Origin of the sequence: Pedobacter steynii (assembly GCF_001721645.1) — a bacterium.
GTDB classification, from domain to species: domain Bacteria; phylum Bacteroidota; class Bacteroidia; order Sphingobacteriales; family Sphingobacteriaceae; genus Pedobacter; species Pedobacter steynii_A.
In genome coordinates this window covers 4,215,550-4,237,777 of record NZ_CP017141.1, presented here as the reverse complement: position 1 = coordinate 4,237,777, position 22,228 = coordinate 4,215,550, and the positions used below count along the sequence as shown (strand labels likewise).

Here is a 22,228-nt window from a genome sequence, read left to right as displayed (position 1 = left end):
TTAATCCGCTTGCATTTTTCTCAGAATGCAGAATAATGATCTTTGCTTTACAAAATAAAATATCGGCAATTTAAATTGTCGATATTTTTCCTCATTTTAGCCGCATTCCATAGCAAAGCTTATTAAGTGAAACCACCATCAGGTGATTGTTTACAAAACAGGCACTGAGAATCGTATTAAAAAAACAAGCCCATACCAATGAAAATTTTTGTAGAAACCCACAGAATCGTCATGAGAGAACTCATGTTGTCTGACGGCCCCCTCATGTTTGAAATGGATTCGGATCCTGAAGTTCATTTATATCTGGGAAACAACCCCAATACACAGCTTTCACAAAGCGAGGAAGACATCAGGTTTATCCGGAAACAATATGAGGATAACGGCATCGGCAGATGGGCAGTAATTGATAAGGAAAGCAATGAGTTTGTAGGTTGGGGTGGCTTAAAGTTCATCACTATTGAGACCAATAACCGCAATCATTTCTATGAAGTTGGCTATCGATTTCTTCGCCGTCACTGGGGGAAAGGTTATGCAACTGAATCTACGAAAGCAGCTTTAAAATATGCCTTTGAAGAACTCCAGCTAGCTCAGGTTTATGCTATGGCGGAGAAAGAAAATGCCGGATCAAGACATGCACTGCAAAAGTCCGGGTTTAAAATCACAGAACAATTTGACCATAAGGGTATCACATGCGACTGGTTCGAAATCAGCAAAGAAGATTGGATAAAAAAACAAGATGAAAGATAAAAGAACCGTTATTGCCGCAGCACAGTCCATCTCCGAAAGAGGTGATATAGCCGCCAACACCCACACGCACCTGCAAATGATTGAACGTGCTGCGCAGCACCACGCAGAATTGATCTGCTTTCCGGAATTGTCCTTAACCGGATATGAAATGGATCTGGCTGATGAGCTGGCATTTACCATAGATGACCAACGCTTAAGTGTTTTCTCCCAGGCTGCGAAACAACATAACATGATCGTTCTTGTTGGAGCTCCTGCGAGATTGGATACCGGCTTACATATTGGATCCTTCCTATTTTACCCGGATGGAAAAACAGACCTGTATACCAAACAGTTTATTCATATGGGTACCGAAGATGCTTTCTTTACTGCTCAGGCAGATCAAAAGGACGTGGTAATCCATCTGAATGACGAAAAAATCTTTTGTGCCATCTGCGCTGATCTGACTCATCCTGAACATGCAGCAAAAGCTTTTGAAAGCAAAAGCAGTATTTATTTCCCAAGTGCCCTGATCAGTAAAAATGGTTATGCAACAGATGCTGCGTTCTTAAAAAGATATGCTTCAGAGTTTCAGCTAACAGTCATTCTATCGAATTATGGCGCTCCTTCCGGAGCTTATGATGCTGCCGGACGAAGCGCAATCTGGTCTGCTGATGGCGTACTCCTTCATGAAGTAGATGGAACCGGAGAAGCCCTGCTGATCGCCACAAAGGAAAATGGCTCCTGGTCTGCCAGAACAGAAAACTAATACTACTTACAAGCCTTAGAGACTCTTTAAGGCTTGTCTTAAGGAATCAATCGCGATTAAAACATCATCATTAGTCGTTCTCCAGTTGACAAAAGCAGCCCGGATAGCCTGCCTTCCGTCGTAAATTGTTGGGGTCATAAAGACTACTCCTTTGTCATTTAACACCCTCAGGTATTCAAAGACCTGATCCTTATAGGCCTCTCCTTTCAGGCTAAAACAAACCGTATTTAACCGTACCGGTGCCAGGAGCTCAAAAGCATCTTCTTCCTCCATAAACGCAGCCAACTCCTGCGCTCTGGCAATACAGCTTTCTACAATATCCTGATACCCTTTGGCACCATAGGCTTTCAGGGAAAACCAGGCAGGCAAAGCTTTTAAGCGTCTGGAATTTTCAGGCAGGAAATTCAGGTAGTTAAAGTTCTCCAGCGGATCTCCAAGATAAGGGGCATTGGAGTTCTGAAAACTGGCGATCTGTAACAAGCGGTGTTCTTTTTTAACCAGGAAAAAGGCGTTCTCATAAGGAACGTTTAACCATTTATGACAATCTACAGTGATGCTATCCGCCTCTTCCCAGCCTTTTAACAGATGACGGTAAGCAGGGGCACAAGCCGCGAAAGCACCAAAAGCAGCATCAATATGCCACCAGAAATGGTATTTATCTTTTAACCTCAGAATGCCTTCAAAATCATCGAAATCCACTGTATTTACCGTACCTCCGCTGGAGATCAGGATAAAAGGTTGTCCCTTTAATTTCGAAATCTGTTTTTCCAGATCGTTCAGATCGATGGCTTCCCGGTTACCGGGCATTACCTTCACCTTAATTAGGTTCTGACTGCCAAATCCCAATAAGGCGAGCGATTTTACTGAAGAAGAATGCGGCATTGCAGATAATACGTTCAATGTTCCTGAAACACCTTCTCTGGCAATATCACGACCATTTTGCATTCCCAGCCATTGCCTGGCCACGGCCAGACAAGTAAAATTAGACATGGTTGCACCGGTTACAAAACCACCAAGATAGTCCTCATCAGGAAGCCCCAGCAATTGCAATAACAGGCGAACGGTTTCCAATTCAATATTGGCAGAAATGTCGCCTTGCCCTTTAATAGTCTGGGTATTTTGATCATACACTGTTGCCAGCCAATCTCCTGCAATTGCTGCCGGGGTCGACCCACCGGTAACAAATCCCCAGTACCTGGGGCCTGTAGAAGCAACAATAGTTTCATCAAAACGGGATTTAAATTCTGCAAGCGCAGCAAGTGCACCTGAACCATATTCCTCCAGATCACAATTTGCAATCTCCCTGTTTTTCACACTGGTTGGTCTCCTATCGATACCATCCAGGAATTCAAGTCCTTCAGCTTTCACCTGATTCAATATCAATTCCAGGTTCTTCAGGTCTTCTTTTAAAATCTCGTTCATGCTGCTTCTTTATTTATAATGACAACACAAATTTTCAACAATAAAACCGCATAAAAACAATGCAGTTTTATTTATTTTGAGGATAACAGTTGTAAGATCAGGATTTAAAATACATCGTCAAGAACGATGACTTCATTCTTTAAAATTTTTGAAATCGGACAGGATTGTGCAATTTTGAGTAATCTGTCTTTTTGCTCAGCTCCCATCAGCTGATTAAAGAAAATGGCTCGTTCGATAGTTGTAACGAGTTTCCCTACCTCTATCCGTTGAAACAGATTTGCTTTAACTGTAATTTCAGGAACTTTCCATTCCTTTCGGTCAATATACATACGAAGGGTAGCCAGGGTACAGCTTGCCAGTGAAGACAGCAGTAAGGTATATGGATCAGGACCAAGATCCTGTCCACCTAAGCTTACCGGCTCATCAGAAAGTAGTATGCCGTTTCTCCATGAAATTGTGGTTTGATATTTTGCCTCAGCAATGCTGGCAACTAAAGGTTCTGTCAGAATATATTTTTTTTCCATTCTTAGGTTTATTTCAAAAAAACTGAGCTTTCACAATCAGTTTCTCCAACTGTTTTTTTTCGTCTACTGTCGGTGATATTCCGGATCAAGCTGTTTCCGGTACTCCGGATGTTTCTTAATAAATCCGGCAACAAAAGGACAATAGACCATTACCGGTTTATGCTGTTCAGCAGCGTACTGAAAAGCATATTTCGCCAGAGCGGAAGCAATTCCTTTACCTTCCATCTCTTTAGGCACTGTCGTATGCATCATGGCAATATCTTTCTTATACAGACGATAAGAAAGTACCGCCTTCTCTCCATTTAAAGCTACTTCAAACTGAAGCTGCTCTTTATTATGGGTCACTTCATAATGTGATTCAGCCATTAGGTTCTATTTAAAGTGTTAAACCCCTTAATGAGGTTTAACACTTGGATCTAAAATTCGGTTCCAGTCGGGATGGCGCTTCAGGTAAGCTGCCACTAGCGGACAGATGGGAATAAGGGTGTACCCATTTTCTTCAATATAAGCCAGGGTTTTCTCAATTACAGCAGTTGCTGCGCCTTTACCCTGCAATTCTGCCGGAGCTTCTGTATGGATCAGCCAGATCTTCTTATCATGCTCCTTATAGTCAATAAACGTAATATAATCGCCTATCTTAAGTTCAAAACGTTTGTCCTCTGTGTTCTTAACCAGCGGAAGGTCTACATACTCCTCATTCATATCTTTAAATATTTAATTGTTAATCTGCTAATACACCAAATTTACCCATATTGAAATCAACGATCGCCTGGCTGATTTCTTCTTCCGTATTCATAACAAACGGACCATAACTTACAATTGGCTCATTCAGAGGCTCTCCGCTCAACACCAAGATAACACTTTTCCTATTGGCTTTAATGTGAATCTCTTCTCCTTCATTTCTGAACAATACAAAACTATGTTCTCCGGCAATCTCTCCGTTAACTTCCACGCTGCCATTTACCACCAATAAAGCAGTATTATGACCCGCCTGAATGCTGGTAGTGACTTCCCCGCCTTCGTTTAATTTGATATCGAACAAATTTACCGGACTATAGGTTTCTGCTGGTCCTGCAACACCATTGAAGTTTCCTGCAATTACGTTTACCACTCCGGCGTCACCGGCTAATGCTACTTTTCCCATTCCCGCAGCAGTTAACTCCTGATAGTGTGGAGCAGTAGATTTATCCTTTTTTGGAAGGTTCACCCACAATTGTACCATTTCAAAAGGACCACCTTTTTTAGAGAAGGCTTCCTCATGGTATTCTTTGTGTAAGATTCCGTTTCCTGCCGTCATCCATTGTACATCACCTGAATTGATAATCCCTGAGCTTCCTGTACTGTCATGATGGGCCACTGTTCCTTTATAAGCAATCGTTACGGTTTCAAAACCTTTGTGGGGATGGACACCTACTCCCCTCACATGACTGGAAGGACCGAAGTCGTATTCAGGATTAAAGTCCAAAAGTAAAAACGGACTTATTCTCTCCTGAGGAATGCCTGCTCCTGGGATATAATTAAATACCCTGAACCCATCGCCAACCATATGTGGTCTGCCAGAATTTGTCACGATTTTTTCAATTAACTTTTTCATTTTGTTTCTCCTTGTTTTTTAAGCAATCCTTCAAATGGTTTTCTGGTTTTTATTCATCTGAACCAAATCAAAGTCATTAAACCAGATCCTGTTTGAATTATTGTATACAAAGATACCTGGTAGCCCCTGCGCCCGCATTGATGTAGGATAAGAAGTGATTAGGTAAAACAATGCCAAACCTTAATCGCTGATTAACATGATTTTAATGAGCGCAGACTTTATTTGCAACGCGTTTAATTACCTATCTTAATATTTAAACCAACAAAATCATTATGAAAATTACATCCCTAAAAGTCCAGCTGATCCTGGCAGCAGCAATTTCATTTACCGCCTGCAAAAAGCAGGATTCCGAAAATGGCACATTAACCTCCAAACCGAAAAAATCCCTGATGGCACTCCCTTCGGTAACCAGCTTTACCATGAACAACTGGATGGGTGCCTTATCAGACACCATGAGCCTTACCCAGCTTTCCATTCCCGGAACTCATGATTCAGGAGCCAAAGTTGAACCTATCTCCGGAACAGCAAAAACCCAGAATTTAAGCATTGCAGAACAACTTACCGCAGGTGTAAGGTACCTGGACATCCGCTGCAGACACATTGGAAATAGTTTTACCATTCATCATGGTGCCATTTATCAGAACTTAAACTTTGATGATGTCCTGAACGCCTGTATCGGTTTCCTAAACAGCAACCCTACCGAAACGATCATTATGAGTGTAAAAGAAGAACATACGCCGACTGACAATACCCGCAGTTTTGAGCAGACCTTTGATGCCTATGTTGCTCAGAATGCTTCGAAATGGGATTTAGGAAATGGCATTTCTACCTTAGGTTCAGTACGTGGAAAAATTAAATTACTAAGAAGATTCAGCGCCGCAACGACAAAAGGAATCGACGCCACCAACTGGGCGGACAATACCACTTTTGAAATCAACAATCCAGCCGCGAGTCTGAAAATTCAGGACTACTATAAGGTCGATGACCTGAACGCAAAATGGACAAAAGTAGAAAGCCTTTTAAACGAGGCAAAAAACAGCACAGTCAAAAAATTATATGTGAATTATGGTAGTGGCTATAAACCAGGGATTTTCGGCATTCCAAACATCAATACTGTAGCCAACTCCATTAATCCAAAAATCAACACGTATTTCAGCAGCGCTGCTCATGGAAGATATGGAATTATCCCATTAGATTTTATTGATGCTACCCGTAGCCAGCTGATTGTAAATACCAATTTCTAAACAATTCCGATTAAAGTAAAAAAGCACTTTCCCGAATTCAGGAAAGTGCTTTTTTTATAAATAAAAGAAAGATGAAATTATTCTGATTTGTCGTAAGAGAACTGTATACCTGCAGTACCGCCCGTCTCGATGAACAGTTTCATAAATCCAGGTACAGTTTCCGATCTTGCCCAGTCTCTTTGTAGCTCACAGAACAACTGTGCTACACTTACCGGCTCTGCACCAGCCTGCTCCATTCTTCTCAATGCAGCATCATGGGCAGCCAGTGAAGTTCCACCAACGGCATCCACTACCGGATATACCTCATAACCTTCTTTCAAAGCATCCAGGGTTGGGAAAGACAGGCAGGCTTCGGTCCATAACGCGGTCATGATTAATTTTTTTCTTCCCGTATTTTTTACCGCTTCCAGAAACTCCTCATCTTCCCAGGCATTGATGGTGGTACGGTCGTAAGAAGGTATGCCTGTCATCTCTTTACGCAGCTGAGGGATGGTTTCAAAGTTTAAACCTGTCTTTACATTAACCGTAGAAAGAATGATTGGCAGGTGATAAAGCTTTGCCATTTTTGCTACACCGACAATGTTGTTAATCAATAACTGTCTGTCCATTGAAGCAATTGAATTCACCTGAACCGGCTGATAATCAATGATGATTAAGGCTGCGTTTTCCGGTGTTAAAAGGTGATCATTTTTTTGATCTCTGATTGCTAAGCTACTCATGATATTTGTTTTTAATGGTACGAATATGTACCACAAATTTATCAGCTGAGAAATTCTTAAAAAATAACATAGGTTAACTCAAATAGTTAATCCAGGTTAAGAAAATCAGGGCTTCAGCTCCTGATCGGCATGGAGCATTTTACTCAGAAATTCGGGGGTAACACCAATATACGCCGCCACTTGCTTTTGAGAAAGACAGTCTACCAGTGAAGGGTATCTGAGGCAAAACTTCTCATAACGTTCTCTGGCAGTAAGACGCAGGTTTTCCATCGCGCGTGTCTGGTAAGAAACCAGGGATTTTTCTGCCAGAATGCGGAAGTAATAGTTGAATTTAGGGATTTCCTTATAGAGCTTTTCCAGATTGGTTTTAGAAATGAGCAACAGTTCCGAATCAAACAATGCATCAATGTATAAATGGCCAGGTTCCTGCGTAATCAGGCTATACATCTCGCCCATCCACCATCCCTCTGGCGCAAACTGCTGAATGTACTGAAATCCGTTTTCATCCAGATGATAGCTTCTCAGGCATCCGGAAATCACAAACATGGCAAAACGGTTCACTTCTCCTTCTAATAACAGGTATTGCTTTTTTCTTACTTTCTTCGTCTGAATATAGGAAAGGAAATGCACCGTTTCCTCTTCATCAAGTTGAATGTGTTTTGCGATACTTGCCAAAAGAAGGTCATGGTTCATAGGAGGAGGATGTCTAAATACCACGAAGATAAAGCTTCTTCAGATGTAAAGCAAAAGGCCCCGGGTACCGAATCGCAAATGATTTAGTACCCAGGGCCTGATAATGCAGGAAGCACTCTTTTTAGGCTCCTTTTCCTACACTTACCGCTTTTTGATAACTTTCGATCAGAGACTGATATGGCGGCATTACTTTAGAATAAGCAGATGCATATTCCAGCGCATCAGCACGATGCCATGTTTTCTGGATTTCACTCAATACCGCCGCAGTACTGATCGGCACCACATCGGCTAAAGCCAGACGTGCGGTAGTAATCTGCGTAGACAATGGACTCATGTCGCCTGATGCATCAATCACCGCAAATACATCAAAACCCTCAGTCTTAGCCGAAATAGAAGGGAATGCCACACAAACACTGGTTAGCACACCGGCGATAATCAGTTTCTTTTTACCCGATTTTCTAACCGCATCAGCAAATGCCGGTGTATCCCAGGCATTGATTTCGCCGTTACGTGGGATGTATACGGCATGAGGTGCCAGTTCATGAATTTCAGGCATCAATGGTCCATTAGGACCATTGGGCTCGGAAGCGGTTGTAAATACCGGAATATTTTCGATTGCAGCTACTTTTGCAAGCGCAGCTACATTATTACGTAATGCCGTTACATCAATATCTTTAACGGTTTGAAATAAGCCACTTTGGTGGTCGATCAGGAGGATTGCTACCTCATCAGAATTGATCCTTGTTAATACTGCCATAATTTTAAGTTTTTCATTTAAAATAACCGGGCATTTTATCCCGGCTTTTCAGGAGCTAAAGTTATGGAGCCCATTAAAACCAAAAAATGGAGTAGGTTAAGGTAAAAGATTAATGTAGGTTAAGAAAGGTCCGGAAAATTACTGTCTCTGATAATTTAATGGACTCATGCCAGTCATTTCCTTGAAGTGCCGGTGAAATCCGGCAAGACTGGAAAAACCACTTTCATAACTAACCTGCTTCACACTTAAATCACCCTTTCTCAAAAGCCGGCAAGCATGCTTGAGACGTATTTCAATCAAAAAACGCATATAGTTATGCCCTGTTTCCGTCTTAAAATACCGGCAAAAAGAATTGGGACTAATATTGGCAATCCTGACCAGTTCTTCCAATTCTATCTTCCGGTGGAAATTCACCATTATATAATCGCAGATCGCATGGATAGGTTTATTTCCGATTCCGGGAACTGCATTGCCCGATGCAGCTGCACAAATCAGATTTTTATCTGTGTACAGATCTCCAATATATAACAACACATCCATTAACAACAAAATACGTGCAGCTCCACTCACATGAACAATGCGATTCATTAAATAACCGATATATCTATTGGTACTGTCTTGCAGAAAAACCCCTCTCTTTGAGTTTTCAAATAACGTCCTCAGTACCGTATTTTCCGGTAGAAAAAGAAATTCTGTTCCCCAGAAATTTTCGGCAAAATGAATCACAAAAACCTCCACATTCCGGCCCTCATTTTCTTTGAGATAAGCTTCATCGAACTCACACCTGTGGGCTAAGCCCGGACCAATGAGCACCGCATCTCCTTCTGAAAATCGCTGTTCCTGATCCCCAAGAATCCATTTCCCTTTCCCTCTTTTCATATAGACAAGCTCGGACTCCAGGTGATAGTGCAAAAAATTATTTATGTCCGCGGAACGGTCGAATCGCACATGAAATGAGCTTACGAAATTATCCGCCAACCTGATCAATTGTGGCTTCATTCTCAATAGGGAATTTAAAATATTTGGTTAACTGGTAACAAACCTATTACACAGCATATAAAGAACAGACCCTATTCCAGGTTAAATTGCCTACAACGATTCAAATTACTCAGCCCTTTCATAAAGCATACCAAATAAGTATACTTTATATACAAAAGCATATACAATATTTACATAATCCCCTCTACATCTGCACGATCATCAGGCTTTAGGTATATTCAGTTAATCAATTAACATAATCAACCTATTCATGAAAACAAACTTTTTATTCAAAACAGGAGCTATTGCCCTGGTGGCATTAATGGCCACTACGGTGGTGATCAGCTGCAAGAAAAATAACGGCAATACAGATACACCTGTTGATCACGCCTCAGCTTTAACGAAAGAAGAGCAGATCGGCATCGCCAAAGCTGGCTTTTCACCTACTGGTGCGTATAAAACCGATGGCGGCTATATTGTTGAAGGCGATATTTTCCTGAAACCTTCAGATCTGGTTAACCAGGCCGGTCTGATTAAGGAACTGGCATCAGGCAAACCGCGTACAGAACAATACAAAACCACCAATCAGGTTACCGGATTACCAAGAGTCCTGAAAATTAAAGTCAATGCAGGTGAGGCACAGAAAGTGTTTACCGATGCAACCAAAGAAGCCATCAAAAGATACAATGATCTTGGCCTTAAGTTAAGTCTTACTTTACTCGATTCAGGTTCGGTAACAACAGAAGATATCCTCATCAAAGGTGAAACTTTCAGTGATCCCAGAGTCCTTGGACAATCAGCAGGTTTTCCTGATGCCAGCGGAAATCCTGCTACACCGATTAAGCTGAGCAATACCCATTATAACAAAAATTTCACGAACAATAACCTGCTGGCAACAGTGGTGGCCCATGAAATCGGGCATGCCATCGGTTTCAGGCATACGGACTATGCAGACAGAACCTATAGCTGTGGCTTAACCCCATGGGAATCTTTCTTAAGGATGTTGGGCATCAGTGTTGGCAATGAAGGCGATGGAGGAGTTGGCGCCATTCATATCCCGGGAACGCCGGTAGGTGGAGAACCTGGATCATGGATGCTAGCCTGTTCTGATGGGACCAACCGTCCTTTCACTGCAAACGACATCATTGCGATCAAAGCATTATATCCTAAAAACTAACTAATTTCTATATAACTCTCATCCGTTAATTGATTCAGCAAAGACGGTGTTGCTCCTGTTCATCCGATCTACCGATGGAAGAACTGTGTAGCAACGCCGTCTTTTTTCAGGCTAAACGACTCAATCTCTTAATGCAGTCAGATCAGTTGCAGGCTCCGGTAGGTTTAACGCATTAATCTCATCGTAAACGGAAGCATTGACTGTAAATCCCCATGCTTTAAAGAAGGAAACCAGGTTGGTATTACTCAACTTGCTCGCATTGATCATAAAAAGTCTCTTTTCTTCATCATCATTAGCCACGCTAACCGTATTTTCTCTGTAATACTTATGCACTTTAACAAAGAAAGCGTCTCCAAAGGCCAGGTACAATTGTTGGAAAAGCCCCAGTCTGGTGATCAGGCTTGTGCTACTGGCTTCATAAATTCTGCTGGCTGCCGGCTTAGCCAGAAAAGTGCTGACATCATTCCATTGTGCAGTGGTCAGTCCTGCCGAAGATGGCTGTACGACTCGTCTGGCGGCAAGGGTATAGATATTTGGCATCACCTCTCCTACTACGGAATTCCAGGTCCATTGATGCATTTGATGCTGGTGTCCGAATTCATGCCATACACCCCAGCCGTTGGTTTGAAGATCTGAGACTTTCAGGATCCTGGAAATCGAAGCGGTCACAATACGGATACGGTAAGAAGTGGCATCCATATATCCTCCGGTTCTTTCAGTCACCATAATTTTCAGTTTCCTCGGGGCATTTACAGGCGAACTGTTGTCCATTCCGCTAAAGTCGTCTTCTGCTTTTAATGCCGTATCAATTAAACGCAATGCCTGATCCTGGTCTTCGTCTTTAAATTCCAGTGCTTTAGTTTTAGAAACCACCAGAAAAGCACGGTTTGCTACCAATATGGCATTTTTAGAGGTCGTATCGGTATCCCCCGCAAGCATATCCAGCCAATCCTGATGTGTGGTCTTTCCAAGTTCATAAAAAGGCATTCCAAGGTGACCACTGTTGAAAGTCACCTTTATCTTCCCCCCTGAGGGGTTTGAGGAAACATACTTAATGTATAGTTCTCCTGCGTTTGTCGGATTGACGGTATTGTTGCCCGCCTGGAGGCTATAAGTCGTTACTGTTCCCCGATCATAGGAACCGACGATGAGCTGAGGTATTGCTGATGATGGGACCAGGATTTCAACATGGATCGATAAGGCGACACCACTTTTTACCCTTAGTCCTACCGGATCGAAGTCTGCTGCTTTTAGCGAAGTTTTTAACCGGCTCTGTTCTGTTTCTGTACTAGGTTTCTCATTAAAAGTCCATTCCGTTTGAGGGGCTAAAACAGAATTCGTTCCAAGAACCTGTAAAGCAGTTCCTTTAGGTTGCTGATCTTCCGCAGCCGAAGCCCCTTTCTTGCAGGAAAGCAATGTTCCGGTTAAAATAAAGGAAGTCAGGAAGATTAAGATTACACTTTTTTTCATTGTAGGGTTGATTGATTGGTTAATGATTAGTTGATTGTTTACCGAATCTATCTGATTCTCAACCGAAAAAAGATGAAAATTCTAAAGGAAAGGATAGAGAAATCAAAAGACAATGTATTTTAGCAGTATCAAATCAATTTGCATGAAACTATTAGGACTTATTGGCGGAACAAGCTGGGTATCAACCATTGAATACTACACCCTGATCAATCAGGGGATTAACAAAAAACTTGGAGGATTAAACTTCTCAGAGTGTGTGATTTACTCTTTTAATTTTGCGGAAATCAAGAAAAACATTGATGCAGGCGACTGGGATACCATTTTTCAAATGTTCAAAAAAGCTTGTGATGCCTTAACGGGATCCGGAGCAGAAGCCATTGTCTTATGTGCAGCTACCGCACATAACATCGCTGAGCGGCTTCAGAAGGAAACCCATTTACCAATCCTTCACCTCGCCACTGCAACAGCAGTTGAAATCAGAAAGCAGGGCCTACAAAAAGTTGCTCTGCTGGGAACCAGGTTCACCATGGAATTTGATTTCTTTAAGACAAAACTTGCAGACCATGGTATTGAAACCATGATCCCAAATGAAGAGGATCGCGCCTATATTCACGCTTCAATTTTTGATGAACTAGGCCAGGGAATTTTTAATGCGACAACAAAAGAACGGTATTTATCCATTATCCAGGGATTGATTAACGATGGTGCGGAAGGCATTATACTCGGCTGTACCGAAATCCCATTGCTGTTAAAACCGGAAGACATTCCTGTACCTTCATTTGATACCGTACAATTGCACACTCAGGCTGCTATAGATTTTTCTCTTTCTTAAAATGAACTCCAGCCCTTATTTTTTTAGGCATTATTCAATCGTGGCCTTACTTTCCCTGTTGTTTTTTGCCTGTAGCCCAAGAGTTAGTTCTGATGCCATACTCCGGGTAGGAACTACCGGTGATTACCCACCGCTGACCAGCTTTGACACGCTAACGGGCAAATTTAGCGGGGAAGACATTGATATGGCCATACGCCTGGGGCATCACCTGGGCAGGAAAGTTATATTTGTAAGAACCACCTGGAAAACGCTTGCAGAAGATATGCTGGCCGGTAAATTTGACCTGGCTACAGGTGGCATTTCCGTCAATGTGACAAGGGAAAAGCTGTTTAACTTCTCCATCCCGCTCCTTCTGGACCGTAAGGTGGCTGTTTTCCGGGCAACAGACCGCCACAAGTTCCGGGATTTTAAGTCTATAGATCTGCCGGATGTGAGGGTAATTGAAAACATTGGTGGAACCAATGAAGCTTTTGCAAAACAACACCTTCGGCATGCTATCCTGCAAATAATTCCGGATAATCAACGGGTGTTTAAAGCTTTATTAGCTAACAAAGCAGATGTCATGTTTACGGATGAAACAGAAGCCAGGTATCAACAGACACAACATCCGGAGCTTACCTGGCTTCGCCTGGATGAAAACATCAGTCCCGCTTATGCAAAAGCAATCATGTATTCAAAAAAAGATAGCCTTTTACAACAAAAAGTAAATACCTGGTTAAGGAAACAACTTTAATGATCAGCTTTCTCTACGGCTTTGCTTATAGAGATAAACAACCTTCATATGTTTGAATATTGATGCGGAAAAAAGATTGGCGATTGTAATTTAGATTCCATTACTTACCCTACATCAAGATTAAGATCAGCCATCTTACCTAATTTTGTATACAACAGATGTCCAGGATTCAGGTGTATAGCCTGATCCGGAAAAATCACCTTTTCAAAAAAAGAGTAATCAAAAACCGATTGATATGGAATTAGGAATAGATAGTTTTGCAGCGAAATTTAATATAGATGGCCCTGATGCATTAAGTGATGCTGAGGCTATTGCTCAGTTATTACAAAGAATTGAATATGCCGATCAGTCCGGAATTCATGTTTTTGGAATCGGGGAACACCACCGCCGGGAGTTTCTGGATTCCGCCCCCAGCAATATCCTTGCTGCAGCCGCCGGCAGAACAAAAAACATCCGGTTAACCAGTGCCGTAACTGTACTGAGCGCAGCGGACCCGGTCAGGGCATTTCAGGATTTTGCTACGCTGGACCTCATTTCTCAGGGACGTGCAGAAATGGTTGTCGGCCGTGGCTCCTTTACAGATGCTTTTCCGCTGTTCGGTTATAGACTTCAGGATTACGATCATTTGTTTACCGAGAAGCTCGATTTATTACTGCAGATCCGGGATCAGGAGAAAATAACCTGGTCGGGACAGTTCCGCCCTGCTTTAGTGAACCAGTCTATTTACCCAAGACCGCTTCAGCAGAAACTACCGATATGGCTCGGTGTAGGAGGTACACCACAATCTTTTGCCCGTGCAGGAGCCTTAGGATTGCCTTTGATGGTGGCCATTATCGGCGGTCAGACACATCAGTTCCGCCCTTTGGTAGATTTATACCGCAAAGCAGGTAAAGAAGCCGGCTTTAGTGAAGATCAGCTAAAGGTTGGTGTCCATTCACTGGGATATGTCGCAGAAGGCAGTCAGCAGGCACAGGATGAATTCTATCCGGGATATGCAAAATCCATGACCAATATCGGTAAAGAACGTGGATGGCCACCTATGACAAGGGATCGGTTTGAATCTCAACTGGGACCTGAAGGTGCGCTATTAGTAGGCAGTCCGGAAGAAATAGCGGCAAAAATCCAAAGACATTCTGATGCACTTGGTGGCGTATCGAGATTTACTTTCCAAATGGACACCGGAAACTTATCACATGAGCAACAACTGAAATCTATCCACCTGATCGGTACGGTAGTTAACCCTTTACTAAATAACTAATCAACAGGTGCGGCCCTACTTTTTTACCGTTATGCGGTTACTGATGAATTTTCCCAATCGTTCATACCCATCCTCATTTGGATGTAAACCATCACTGAACAAAGATTCTTCAATCCGCTGGTTACGATTTAGAAAGAGGGTTCCTGCATCTGCGTAGTTTATTCGTTTCTTTGCCAGCATGGTTGCGATTCTTTTATTAAGACGGGCAATCCGCGATTCCATTCCTCTGCGAGGCAGGATTCCCATACATAAAATACGCGATGCAGGTTGTCTGGAATGAATGGCCTCCAGCAGAAAATCTAATCCTGCAAGCAGTTCTGCGTCGGTATTAATCTCCAGATTATTGGTCCCTATCATCAGCACAATCTGCTCAGGGGAGAATCCGTCCAGTTCTCCATGATAAATCCGCCATAATACATTTTCAATGCGGTCCCAGCCAAAGCCCATATTTACGACATGGCCTGAACCAAAATATCTTGACCATGATTTTTTTCCATTGGCAACCTGAGCCTCCGGTAAACCTCCCCAGAAATGGGTAATAGAATTTCCAATAAAAACGACCTCTGGCTGCTTTGAAGCAATGCTGCTTAAGACTTCCTGATGGCGTGTTTCCCAATCGTAAGTGGAAGCGTCTCTTCTTTGCCGGACTGGAATCATAATGGCATTTTTTCCTTCAGATTCTCTGAAAATGCTTTTGATTTTCTTTTCATAGGCATTCGCATAATTCATCATCCCGATATCATTGGGATGAACACCATCTACCATGCTTTCTATATCCTGTCCAATTTCTTCCTTTGACAGCAGGTAAATATCATTTACACCTGCTTTTTTCAAGGAATCTACTGTAGCTTTCATGATTGCATTTACACTTTCATACTCTTTTTTCTTAACTGGTTGTACCTCTGCTTCCGAATACCCATCATGTTCCGTTAAGAGGATCGGAACTCCCGGTCGTTTAAGCTGAAGGGTGCCGATCGTATTTACAATGCGTTTTCTAAGATCAGCGCTTTTTACTCTGGTCAGATTTGGCAAACAATCGATTACATATAACCTTGCATCAATCTGCCCGATATAATCCAACACTTCAGGTTCCAGCATTCCATTTCCCGAAAATCCCAGGTTAACCAGGGCCCTGTCCAGCTTCCTTCCCAAAATTGAAGCCCAGGCCATACCGGGACGGGAGGCGCATTCTCCCTGGGCAATAGAAGTCCCGTAAACAACCACCGGTTTTTCCGAGGACACCGGTAATGCCTTGAAATCACTTGCGCCCGGAACCTCGATTTCCATCCAGCTGATGCTATTGTATAAAGGAAGGTACAGCGTATACTCCCTGTCTTTCAGGTGCTGATCATTTCCTGAAATATGATTAAACTGGTAGCTGATCGTGTCCCCAAAGGCAAATTTCCCGGCACACCAAAGCCATTTTCCATTCAGGTCTCTGGTATATAAATCCACACCACTTACCCCAGTAGCGGGCATATGGGGCATTTGAACCGGACCTTTAACACGGAATCTAACCACAATATTTTCTGCATTTGTCCTGAATCGCAAACTCAGTCCAGCACTATTTTCTGATAAATTCCAGACCGCTTTCCTCACCTTATTTTCTGCATCGGCCGGCAAACGGTCGTAATCGCTTTTAAACCCCTCAGACCATCCCCTTCCCTGTATGACGTTTAGTGAATCTTTTGCAGGGTTCCAGGATTTGAAAGTGTTCTGCTGTTGTGCCTCACAAAAGTGGGCAGAGATCATCGTAGCGAGCAGGATTAAAATGTATCTTTTCATCATGTAATTAAAGCGGCAGAAAAACTGAAAAAGAAGTCCCACTTTCTCCGTCACTTTCTACTTCAATACTACCATCATGCAATTCTATAATTCTTTTGGTAAGGTACATCCCTAAACCTGTGGTCGGCTCACCTGCAGTGCCCTGTCTTTTGGCACGGGTAAATTTATCAAAAATCTGCTCCTGAATATTTTTGGGGATACCGATTCCATTATCCTTCACAACCAGTTTTAACATATTGTTTGCAACCACAGTGGACAATTCAATTTTCCCATTCTGATTGGTAAACTTAATACTATTAGAAATCAGGTTGTATATCGCTCGTTTAAATTTGGGCCGGTCCAGTTTAACTGATTGACCGAAGCGCAGGTCCGTATGGAGGTTAAGCTGTTTCTTTTCCAGTTCTGTAACCAAACCATTCGCACATTCTTCAACCAGTTCATCAAAATTCTCCTCTGAATAATTTACCAATTCTTCGAAGGTTTGCTCCGTCAGCAGGATGTCTTCGATTATTTTCTGGGCAAAGTCACAGCTTTGGTTTAAATAATCTACCAGTTGTTTGTTTTCCACCAGAATCAGATTATCCTGCAACATATTTCCCAACATTTTGATGGATGCAATCGGACTTCTAAGATCATGTGCCACAGATTGTAAAGACAAACGCTGACGGTTAAGGTTGGCATGTAAATGATTTAGGATATCGTGTTGTGAAATTGTACCCAAAAAGGTTTCCTCATCATATACCAGCAAGACATCATGTCCGCTGTTTTTCATCACATCCAGCACTTTACTAATCATATCCCCTTTATTGACTGTAGGTTTCGGGCTTAAACAATCCATAATAATCATATGGTGTTTCCTGGCCAGGTCTACGGAAGTCAACACACCTACCGGCATATTTTCATCTAAAACAACCAGGCCATTAGCAATTGCTTTATGGCTCCTCGCAATGTGCACTCCCTGGTAACCGTCAAGACTTGCATAATCATATTTAATGAGAGAAGCTATATTCATAAATCGGAATCTTTAAAGACAATATCTTTCACAGAGATATTCACTTTGAAATTTACACTGATGAGTTCGCCCTCTGAAATAAAAGGAAACACATTATTTTGCAGTATCTGTATTACTTTTTCTTTAGAGATCTTGGCAAGGATATTCCTGTGAACAAAAATAGTTTCTATCACACCATCATTGATATCGATGATTTCAAAGCCATTTGGCACAAGCAATTCAAATGATTTAGAAAGTCCTATTTTTCCCTGAACTGAATTTTTTGCAAGCACCAGAATATCCTGAAATGGCGGAAGCTTTATTTCCTCAAAACTTAAATTAATATTATAGGTCCTGTCCACTTCATTCATAAAACGATTTTTTAATTAATTATTGAATCAAATATACACTTCTCTACCCAAAAATAGGTATTCGGTCTCTCTAAGCAAGCTTTTCTTTTTCCTATTTCTTAATTAAGATCTTCGATATGTACAAGATTGGGCCCTGATTGTTCATCGATATATTCCGGCAGGTAATGATCATTTACTTTTTATTTCTGAATGCGAGGATCTCCTTCCCATTTTTTTCCGCCCATCCAATAATACCAGACAACTCTTGCATCAGACTTCGGCCCAGCTCCGTCAGTTCATAATCCACTCTGGGAGGAACCTCCGCATAAACAGTTCTTTTGATATAACCGTCTCCTTCCAGGTTTCTTAAAGTTACGGTAAGCATGCGATGAGAAATGCCATCAATTTTATGGATCAGCTCACTGAACCTTAGTTTTCCATACGCCCCCAGCGCATAAATTGACAAAATACTCCACTTATCGCTTATTCTGGCGATCACATCTCTTACCGGGCAAATCTCATTGGCGATAGTATTGGCATTATAGAAAATTTGTTGTAAATTTCTTTTGTCCTTAAGCTCCTCATTCCCAGCAATAGTTACACCGGTGTTATTAGGTAATGCTGCTGTACCTTCTTGTTTATCCATTAGTTACCTCTTAATATTGTATTACTAAAAGTAACTATTGAAACTTAAATCCAGAAAAAAATGGCAACTAAAATTTTAGTAACAGGCGCTACAGGCGCAATTGGTAAAGCATTAATCAAAGACCTTCAGGAAAAAAACATAGCTTTTTTCGCGGGCACCAGAAATGTAGAAGAATCCAAAGCAAAACTGGGATTATCAGAAGAACTGGTTTCTTTTTCTTTTGATAATCCTGCAACCTTTGAAGCGGCCACAGCAGGCGTAGATAAAGTTTTCCTTCTTGGTCCTGCTATGGTATTGGAAATGGATCATTTGATCAATCCTTTCCTTGATTTTCTAAAGTCAAAAGGAATACTAAGGGTCGTATATTTATCTGCATTAAAATCGGATCAAATGGGACCTGACATGACTTTCCATCTAAAAACAGAAGCAAAACTTGCAAATGATGGTTTTGATTACACCATTCTGAGGGCCTCTTTCTTTGCCCAGAATTTCAAGAACTATGAATGGGAAAACATCACACAAAGAGGCATTACATTAGCCACTGCAGGTGATGGCAAAGTTGGTTTTATTGACGTAGCAGACATTGCAGCGGTTGCTTCGGCCGTACTCAGCGAGGAAGGCCATAGTAAGAAAACTTATGAGCTGACCGGCCCCGAAGCCCTGTCTTATTTTGATGCTGCAACCATCCTTAGCGAGGTTACCGGTAAAACTATCGTCTATCCGCAACCAAGCCCGGAACAATATGTAACTATACTTAAAGAAGCCGGTGCTCCTGATTTTGTGGCCTCCTATATGAACTCCGTTTATTCCGTTATCGCAAATCACCATGTTGGTTTTACCACCAATGATGTGGAAAAGGTAACAGGGAGGAAACCTAATACTTTAAAATCGGTGATTAACAGCGATTTCAGTACAATAAAATAAATGCCTTGCTTATCTTTAAGTAACCATACCTTCATTTTATGAAAACGCTACTTAAGTTAACCTACCTGCTCATTTTATTATCTTCTTGTCAGTCCAGTCAGAAACTGTTTGACAAAGGTGAATATGGAAAGGCCTATTTTTCTGCGATCAATGACCTCAGGAAAAATCCTTCAGATGCCAATGCAATAAGAATTCTTCCCATTGCTTATCAGGAAGCAGCCTCAAAATATGAACAGGACATCGCCTTGGCGAAGAGTAGCAATGGCAAAAAGGGTCAGATGCTCGATCAGGTCTATACTGGTTATGAAGCTTTACAGAAAATGTATGATGCAGCGGCAGATATAAAAGAAGGAAGTACGACTTTTCGTCCGAGAAACTATCATGCAGAGTTAGATCAGGCTGCTTTGGCTGCTGCATCCGCCAGGTACAACCGGGGCCTGGAATTACTGCAACGCAACGATAGGCTTAGTGCCAGAAAAGCCTACGATAACCTAAAGATTGCCGACACCTATGTTCCGGGTTATAAAGATGTCATTGCAAAAAAACAACAGGCCTATGATGCAGCCATCACAAATGTAGTGGTCAGTAAACTAGATCAGCGCTTCGGCTACTATTCCATCAATGGTAGTTTTTTCGAGAATGATATCTTATGGAACCTTAATTCCATTGGTGAACGCAGTTATTACAAGTTTTATGGAATGTCTTATGGACAGCAATCTGACATCAGGGTTGACCAGTTTATGGACATCAATATGTACGACATCTGGTTCAGTAACCTGGCTACTAATACCTATTCTTATGAAGTATCCAAAAAGATCCCGGTAAAAAGTGATAAGATGGCCGGTTCACAGAGTAGCAAAACGATTTCTGCTAGGGTATATGTAACCAGAAGAATCATCAATTCAAGAGCGGTAATGGATTATCGGGTTACAGATGCACATACACAGAAACTCGTTGCTTCAGACCGCATTCCTGCTCAATACACATGGGAAAACCTTACCGGAAAATATACTGGTGATTACAATGCGCTATCTGAAAGAGATAAGGCCATTGTCAATGGAGTAGCCAATAACAGGCCTGGATATGATGACCTGTACCGGGAATTGACGCGACAGATCCTGAGCCAGTTTAATTTTGCCATGAGAGACCTCTATCGTTAAGTTGATAAAGTGGGTACGCGACCAAACGTACCCACAACCTAAACTACCATAGCGACCAAGCTATGATATTTCCTTTATGGGATATAAATTTGGTTTTATAAGGACCATAAGGGTTGGCGAAAATAATACTTATCTTTAAATAACTCGCAATATAACTTCATGAAAAACACTTTTAATAAAAATGAAATTCAAATTACACACCTACAAATAAAATTGGTTATCGGCTGATGAATTTAGCCTTAACAGTGGCAGAACAAGCTTTTACTCAGGTAAAAAATCTAGAATGGTGCTTTTTCAATCCAGCCGAATCCTTCCGGTAATTCCTGGTTACAAAACTCAATATGAATTACCCTTCTTTTATTGTTATTAACTGTTCTTCCTGAACTGTGCAGTAAAAGTGGTTTCATGATCATTACTCCTCCGAGATTTACCCGGCAGCAACATTCATTTTCAATCGACCAATCAATATCCTCTGGTCTGTAAATTCCCTTTAAATGAGATCGCGGAATAACTTTTAAAGCACCATTATTTTCATCGGTATCGTCCAGATGAATGCGAACGGTATAAATTTGTTTTAAAATATTCAATGGAGGCTGAACCGCAAACTGGCCTTGCTTAACTGTCCATTTCTCGTAGCCCTCAGCAACCTGCTTTTTATCAACCGATATGGTCAGGTCCTGATGATAGGCGACAAACCAATTGGATTGTTCAGGTTTATCAAAGTAAATGGATTTCACGACAAAATAGCCTTCCCCAAAAAGCTGTTGAATCAGCCTTTTAAAATTCTCCTTAAAAATAAGCTGGGCAACTCCAGGAACAGCTTTCAAAAATTGTCTGATTGCAAACAAATCAGCAGATTTTCTAAACGTCTCTCCTGAGGAATCTGTGGCTTCAATGATCCGGAGTATTTCCGCTATTGTTTCTTTTGAAAATACAGCATCAATAGTGGTAAAACCCTTCTCTTTCATCTCTGTTTTATGCCTGTTTACCTCATTCATAAACCGAAGGTAAGAAAACTTGACCAGCAAAATAATAATTGTAACTTTGTTGCATTAATGAATGACAAACAGAAATATCTCAAGAGCATTTCTCTCCGCATCGGGGCGATTTTCTTATTGCTTCTTTTTATGAGCACTTCTGTTATTCCCGCTTTACATCAGCATGAACATAGCTCCCAGGAACAGAGCAACATCAAAAAGGACAGTCAATATTCTGGAGGGGAAAAGTTAAAAACGCATTATTCTCCATGCAAAATCTGCGATCTGATGAAACATCAATCTACTGATTTCAACCAGCCCAGGCCGCTTATGGTCTCCTTCCTCCCCCCTTCAATACCCTCAACTGAAAGTCTCCTGATTATTCAGGCCACTTCCAGCTTTATTCTTAAATGCAGCAATAAAGGACCTCCCTCCTTTAACTAACCTTTCTTTTTATTGAGTTTTTTCATTGTCCTTCCCGGACCATGTATTTCCATACCTG

Annotated in this window: 25 protein-coding genes; 10 read left to right on the top strand and 15 right to left on the bottom strand. The window is 41.6% G+C overall.

The features are described 5' to 3' along the window. Window positions 1-198 precede the first annotated feature (198 nt). Both BFS30_RS17480 and BFS30_RS17475 read left to right on the top strand, forming a co-directional pair. Window positions 199-747: a GNAT family N-acetyltransferase gene (locus tag BFS30_RS17480; RefSeq protein ID WP_069380471.1), complete on the top strand. Its 549-nt coding sequence runs from the start codon at window positions 199-201 to the stop codon at window positions 745-747. After that, window positions 737-1,492, top strand: a complete 756-nt coding sequence (locus tag BFS30_RS17475; RefSeq protein ID WP_069380470.1) for a carbon-nitrogen hydrolase family protein — start codon at window positions 737-739, stop codon at window positions 1,490-1,492. Before BFS30_RS17480 ends, BFS30_RS17475 begins: the two co-directional genes overlap by 11 nt. 15 nt (window positions 1,493-1,507) lie before the next feature. On the opposite strand, the gene BFS30_RS17470 is transcribed toward BFS30_RS17475, so the two are convergent. From BFS30_RS17470 to BFS30_RS17450, 5 genes are all read right to left on the bottom strand, one after another. After that, the gene (locus BFS30_RS17470) at window positions 1,508-2,914 is read right to left on the bottom strand and encodes a pyridoxal phosphate-dependent decarboxylase family protein (RefSeq protein ID WP_069380469.1); all 1,407 of its coding nucleotides are present in this window, start codon (window positions 2,912-2,914) and stop codon (window positions 1,508-1,510) included. Window positions 2,915-3,018: 104 nt separating this feature from the next. Continuing rightward, window positions 3,019-3,438, bottom strand: coding sequence for an OsmC family protein (locus BFS30_RS17465; protein WP_069380468.1), 420 nt, complete (start codon window positions 3,436-3,438; stop codon window positions 3,019-3,021). A 63-nt stretch (window positions 3,439-3,501) separates the two neighbouring features. Continuing rightward, window positions 3,502-3,804 carry a GNAT family N-acetyltransferase gene (locus BFS30_RS17460; protein WP_069380467.1) on the bottom strand — a complete coding sequence of 101 codons (303 nt, stop codon included), beginning with the start codon at window positions 3,802-3,804 and terminating at the stop codon, window positions 3,502-3,504. A 27-nt stretch (window positions 3,805-3,831) separates the two neighbouring features. Continuing rightward, the gene (locus BFS30_RS17455) at window positions 3,832-4,140 is read right to left on the bottom strand and encodes a GNAT family N-acetyltransferase (RefSeq protein ID WP_069380466.1); all 309 of its coding nucleotides are present in this window, start codon (window positions 4,138-4,140) and stop codon (window positions 3,832-3,834) included. Window positions 4,141-4,159: 19 nt separating this feature from the next. Continuing rightward, the gene (locus tag BFS30_RS17450; RefSeq protein WP_069380465.1) at window positions 4,160-5,032 is read right to left on the bottom strand and encodes a pirin family protein; all 873 of its coding nucleotides are present in this window, start codon (window positions 5,030-5,032) and stop codon (window positions 4,160-4,162) included. 272 nt (window positions 5,033-5,304) lie between these two features. On the opposite strand from BFS30_RS17450, the gene BFS30_RS17445 reads away from it, so the two are divergent. After that, window positions 5,305-6,276, top strand: coding sequence for a phosphatidylinositol-specific phospholipase C (locus tag BFS30_RS17445; RefSeq protein WP_069380464.1), 972 nt, complete (start codon window positions 5,305-5,307; stop codon window positions 6,274-6,276). A gap of 77 nt (window positions 6,277-6,353) precedes the next feature. Here BFS30_RS17445 and BFS30_RS17440 read toward each other — a convergent pair whose 3' ends face one another. From BFS30_RS17440 to BFS30_RS17425, 4 genes are all read right to left on the bottom strand, one after another. Next, a complete protein-coding gene (locus tag BFS30_RS17440) occupies window positions 6,354-6,995 on the bottom strand; it encodes a hydrolase (RefSeq protein WP_069380463.1) in 642 nt (213 codons plus the stop codon). Window positions 6,996-7,100: 105 nt separating this feature from the next. Next, entirely contained in the window at window positions 7,101-7,688 is a 588-nt protein-coding gene (locus BFS30_RS17435) for a Crp/Fnr family transcriptional regulator (RefSeq protein WP_069380462.1), read from the bottom strand. Window positions 7,689-7,809: 121 nt separating this feature from the next. Next, entirely contained in the window at window positions 7,810-8,445 is a 636-nt protein-coding gene (locus BFS30_RS17430) for an isochorismatase family protein (protein WP_069380461.1), read from the bottom strand. Window positions 8,446-8,583: 138 nt separating this feature from the next. Beyond that, window positions 8,584-9,444, bottom strand: a complete 861-nt coding sequence (locus BFS30_RS17425; RefSeq protein WP_069380460.1) for a helix-turn-helix domain-containing protein — start codon at window positions 9,442-9,444, stop codon at window positions 8,584-8,586. Between the two features lie 250 nt (window positions 9,445-9,694). Between BFS30_RS17425 and BFS30_RS17420 the strand changes: the two genes are divergently transcribed. Beyond that, complete coding sequence (locus tag BFS30_RS17420; protein ID WP_083252098.1) at window positions 9,695-10,600, top strand: M57 family metalloprotease; 906 nt, start codon at window positions 9,695-9,697, stop codon at window positions 10,598-10,600. 120 nt (window positions 10,601-10,720) lie between these two features. On the opposite strand, the gene BFS30_RS17415 is transcribed toward BFS30_RS17420, so the two are convergent. Continuing rightward, window positions 10,721-12,070, bottom strand: coding sequence for a M60 family metallopeptidase (locus tag BFS30_RS17415; RefSeq protein WP_069380459.1), 1,350 nt, complete (start codon window positions 12,068-12,070; stop codon window positions 10,721-10,723). A gap of 142 nt (window positions 12,071-12,212) precedes the next feature. On the opposite strand from BFS30_RS17415, the gene BFS30_RS17410 reads away from it, so the two are divergent. The 3 genes from BFS30_RS17410 to BFS30_RS17400 all read left to right on the top strand — a co-directional run bounded on the left by BFS30_RS17410 (window position 12,213) and on the right by BFS30_RS17400 (window position 14,893). After that, entirely contained in the window at window positions 12,213-12,902 is a 690-nt protein-coding gene (locus tag BFS30_RS17410; RefSeq protein ID WP_069380458.1) for an aspartate/glutamate racemase family protein, read from the top strand. 40 nt (window positions 12,903-12,942) lie between these two features. Then, entirely contained in the window at window positions 12,943-13,635 is a 693-nt protein-coding gene (locus tag BFS30_RS17405) for a transporter substrate-binding domain-containing protein (protein WP_167353160.1), read from the top strand. A gap of 235 nt (window positions 13,636-13,870) precedes the next feature. Beyond that, window positions 13,871-14,893, top strand: coding sequence for an LLM class flavin-dependent oxidoreductase (locus BFS30_RS17400; RefSeq protein WP_069380456.1), 1,023 nt, complete (start codon window positions 13,871-13,873; stop codon window positions 14,891-14,893). Window positions 14,894-14,908: 15 nt separating this feature from the next. Here BFS30_RS17400 and BFS30_RS17395 read toward each other — a convergent pair whose 3' ends face one another. The 4 genes from BFS30_RS17395 to BFS30_RS17380 all read right to left on the bottom strand — a co-directional run bounded on the left by BFS30_RS17395 (window position 14,909) and on the right by BFS30_RS17380 (window position 18,665). Then, window positions 14,909-16,681, bottom strand: a complete 1,773-nt coding sequence (locus BFS30_RS17395; protein ID WP_157262949.1) for an SGNH/GDSL hydrolase family protein — start codon at window positions 16,679-16,681, stop codon at window positions 14,909-14,911. A 4-nt stretch (window positions 16,682-16,685) separates the two neighbouring features. Next, window positions 16,686-17,690 (bottom strand): ATP-binding protein, encoded by a 1,005-nt coding sequence (locus BFS30_RS17390; protein ID WP_069380455.1) that lies wholly within the window; start codon window positions 17,688-17,690, stop codon window positions 16,686-16,688. Continuing rightward, window positions 17,687-18,040 carry a hypothetical protein gene (locus BFS30_RS17385; protein WP_069380454.1) on the bottom strand — a complete coding sequence of 118 codons (354 nt, stop codon included), beginning with the start codon at window positions 18,038-18,040 and terminating at the stop codon, window positions 17,687-17,689. Before BFS30_RS17385 ends, BFS30_RS17390 begins: the two co-directional genes overlap by 4 nt. A gap of 172 nt (window positions 18,041-18,212) precedes the next feature. Further along, window positions 18,213-18,665 carry a winged helix-turn-helix transcriptional regulator gene (locus tag BFS30_RS17380; protein ID WP_083252097.1) on the bottom strand — a complete coding sequence of 151 codons (453 nt, stop codon included), beginning with the start codon at window positions 18,663-18,665 and terminating at the stop codon, window positions 18,213-18,215. 60 nt (window positions 18,666-18,725) lie between these two features. Between BFS30_RS17380 and BFS30_RS17375 the strand changes: the two genes are divergently transcribed. Both BFS30_RS17375 and BFS30_RS17370 read left to right on the top strand, forming a co-directional pair. After that, the gene (locus tag BFS30_RS17375; protein ID WP_069380453.1) at window positions 18,726-19,589 is read left to right on the top strand and encodes an SDR family oxidoreductase; all 864 of its coding nucleotides are present in this window, start codon (window positions 18,726-18,728) and stop codon (window positions 19,587-19,589) included. Between the two features lie 38 nt (window positions 19,590-19,627). Further along, window positions 19,628-20,749, top strand: coding sequence for a hypothetical protein (locus tag BFS30_RS17370; RefSeq protein WP_069380452.1), 1,122 nt, complete (start codon window positions 19,628-19,630; stop codon window positions 20,747-20,749). A 278-nt stretch (window positions 20,750-21,027) separates the two neighbouring features. On the opposite strand, the gene BFS30_RS17365 is transcribed toward BFS30_RS17370, so the two are convergent. Then, window positions 21,028-21,747, bottom strand: coding sequence for a phytanoyl-CoA dioxygenase family protein (locus BFS30_RS17365; protein WP_069380451.1), 720 nt, complete (start codon window positions 21,745-21,747; stop codon window positions 21,028-21,030). Between the two features lie 57 nt (window positions 21,748-21,804). Between BFS30_RS17365 and BFS30_RS17360 the strand changes: the two genes are divergently transcribed. Beyond that, window positions 21,805-22,170, top strand: coding sequence for a hypothetical protein (locus tag BFS30_RS17360; RefSeq protein WP_157262948.1), 366 nt, complete (start codon window positions 21,805-21,807; stop codon window positions 22,168-22,170). Window positions 22,171-22,228: the final 58 nt, after the last annotated feature.